The sequence below is a fragment of the Chitinophaga sp. genome (assembly GCF_036569125.1).
In the GTDB taxonomy this organism is placed as follows: domain Bacteria; phylum Bacteroidota; class Bacteroidia; order Chitinophagales; family Chitinophagaceae; genus Chitinophaga.
On sequence record NZ_DATCRF010000127.1, the window covers coordinates 1 to 3161 of the forward strand.

Genomic DNA, 3161 nt, shown 5'->3' on the forward strand with positions numbered 1-3161 from the left:
GTTTTTGGCGCACTGTTCTCACTGGCCTGCATTTACCTGATCAAAGGAAAATTATCTGTGATAGCCCTTGGGGCAGGCGCTGTGGTATTAGGTATTGCAGTGAACTACTCGCTGCACGTATTCAACCATTACCGCCACCTGGGCAATATCCGCGAAACTATCCGTGACCTGGCCACACCCATGACCATTGGCAGCTTTACCACTATTGGGGGCTTCCTGTGTTTGCAGTTTGTGGAATCACCTATGTTAAAGGATGTAGGTTTGTTTGCGGCATTGAGCTTAGTAGGGGCCGCCGCCTTCTCCCTGATCTTTTTACCACACTGGATCTTAACCAAACAGCCGGTTGCAGCCCATTCACACACCTGGTTGGATAAGCTGGCCGGCTACCGTCCGGAAAAAAATAAATACCTGGTGTTCGGCATCCTGCTGCTCACCGTTATCTTCTGCTTTACAGCCGGCAAAGTAGGTTTTGAAAGTGATATGATGCGCATGAACTTCATGACGCCGGAGCTGAAAGCTGCAGAAGCAAAGCTGAACAGCCTGAGCGCGTATGCTGCACAATCAGTATACGTGGTTACAGAAGGCCCTACGCTGGAACAAGCCCTGCAGGCCAACGAGCGTATGCTGCCGGTGGTGCAGCAGCTGCAGCAGCAGGGCATTGTGAAAAGGTATGCCGGTGTAGGCAGCTTACTATTATCACAACAGGAACAGCAGGTGCGTTTACAACGCTGGCAGCAATACTGGACCCCGCAGAAAAAACAACAACTCATCACTTACCTGCAGCAGCAGGGGCCTGCGCTGGGTTTTAAAGCCACTGCTTTTGATCCCTTTGCGCAATGGCTGCAGCAGGACCTTACGATCATGACACCAGCAGACCAGGAAGCGCTGCGCAACAGCTCCCTGGGTGATTATATTACCGTGAAGCCAGACCGTGTATCGCTGGTTACCCTGCTCAAAGTGAACCCGGGTCAAAAAGAGGCGGTGTATAAAGCATTAGCCTCGCAACAAAATACTACGGTGCTGGATAAGCAATATGCGGCCAACCGCCTGGTAGAGGTGATCCGCAATGAGTTTAACAGCATTGCCTGGATGACCTCCCTGCTGGTATTTTTTGCCCTGCTTATCTCTTACGGCCGCATAGAGCTGGCGCTCATCACCTTTATTCCCATGCTCATCAGCTGGATCTGGATCCTGGGTATTATGGGCATGTTCGGCATCCGCTTTAATATTGTGAACATTATTCTCAGCACCTTTATTTTTGGTTTGGGGGATGATTACAGCATCTTTACCATGGATGGCTTGTTACAGCAATACCGTACCGGTAAGGAGCAGCTATCCTCTTTCCGCTCTTCCATCTTTTTATCTGCCATTACCACCATCCTGGGATTGGGGGTGCTGATCTTTGCAAAACATCCCTCCCTGCGTTCCATTGCATTGATCTCAATGATCGGTATTGGCTGTGTGGTATTGATATCTCAGGTAATGATACCGCTGCTGTTCAACTGGCTTATTGCCAGGCGTACCCGCCGTGGCTGGGCGCCGTGGACCTTGAGCGGCTGGTGCATTTCTGTATTTGCATTCACCTATTTTACATTGGGCAGCCTGCTGCTCACCACTGTGGGTTATATCCTGATCCGCCTGAACCCTTTTAACAAGCAAAAGGGTAAGTACCTGTATCATGTATTCCTGTCGTGGTTTACCTGGTCGCAGCTGCACATTATGGGCAACGTGAAAAAACGCGTTATCAATCCCCTGAACGAGCAGCTGCAAAAGCCGGCCGTTATTATCAGCAATCACCAGTCATTCCTGGATATATTAATTTCCATTGCGCTTAATCCCAAGGTGATACTGCTTACCAATGAATGGGTATGGCGCTCGCCGGTATTTGGCGCAGTAGTGCGGCTGGCAGAGTATTACCCGGTGGCAGAAGGGGCAGAGGCCAGTGTAGACAAGCTGCGTGGGATGGTAGAACAGGGCTATTCCATTGTGGTGTACCCGGAAGGTACCCGCTCACCTGACCCGGTGATCAGGCGTTTTCATAAAGGCGCATTTTATTTAGCGGAGCAATTAGGCCTGGATATACTGCCGGTGCTGATACACGGTACCGCCTATACGATGAGCAAAAGCGATTTCCTGTTAAAGAACGGGGTGCTTACTGCGCAGTACCTGCCCCGCATTACGCCGGAGGATAAGAACTGGGGCGAAGGGTATGCCGCGCGCACCAAACACATTAGCCGCTACTTTAAGCAGCAGTATGAGGAGCTGCGCCGTAGTGTGGAAACGCCTGCCTATTTCCGTGAGCAGCTTATTTACAATTACATTTATAAAGGCCCGGTGCTGGAATGGTACATGCGTATTAAAACCCGCATGGAAAATAATTATACCCTGTTTCATAGCCTGGTGCCGGAAAAAGGCCGTATCCTGGATATTGGCTGTGGATACGGGTTTATGAGCTACATGCTGCACTTCTTGTCTGCAGAGCGTACTATTACCGGCGTGGATTATGATGAGGATAAGATAACCACCGCTAACCACTGCTACCTGAAAAATGATAAGGTGAATTTTGAATATGCAGATGTGGTGAGCTATACTTTTGAGCAGCATGATGCTTTTATTATTAGTGATGTATTGCATTACCTGCAGCCACAGGAGCAGGAGCAGCTGCTGCAGCGCTGTTTACAGCAGCTGGCGCCAGGTGGGGTGATCATTGTGCGCGATGGCGATGCCGATATGAGCAAACGGCATGAAGGTACCCGCCTTACAGAATTTTTTAGTACGCGTTTGTTGGGATTTAATAAAACAAAACAGCAGCTGTCCTTTTTTTCCGGGCAGCATTTGAAACAATTGATCGAGAAAATGGGCGCCAGTTTGGAGCAGATAGACAATACAAAGTATACCTCAAATGTGATCTTTGTCATTAAGCAAAAAGCTTAAAGCAGAAAGCTGAAAGCCTAATACAATATTTTGCGCAATTCGCAATCTACGCTGCATTAAGCTTTTTGCTTTCTGCTTTAGGCTTTAAGCTTTCAGCACCCTTTAGACTATGAGTTATGATGTAGCCATAATCGGTAGCGGCCTGGGAGGCCTGGTTTGCGGCGCTTTATTAAGCCGCAACGGGTATCGCGTAGCCGTATTTGAAAAGAATAAACAAATAGGCGGTT

Annotated in this window: 2 protein-coding genes; both read left to right on the forward strand. The window is 48.9% G+C overall.

Translation table 11 applies throughout. The annotated features are described in order from the left end of the window. Positions 1–2934: 1-acyl-sn-glycerol-3-phosphate acyltransferase (locus VIM87_RS04425; RefSeq protein WP_331995807.1), on the forward strand; the 2934-nt coding region annotated here is incomplete at its 5' end. Between the two features lie 109 nt (positions 2935–3043). Then, on the forward strand, positions 3044–3161 hold a 118-nt coding region (locus VIM87_RS04430; protein ID WP_331995808.1), incomplete at its 3' end, for an NAD(P)-binding protein.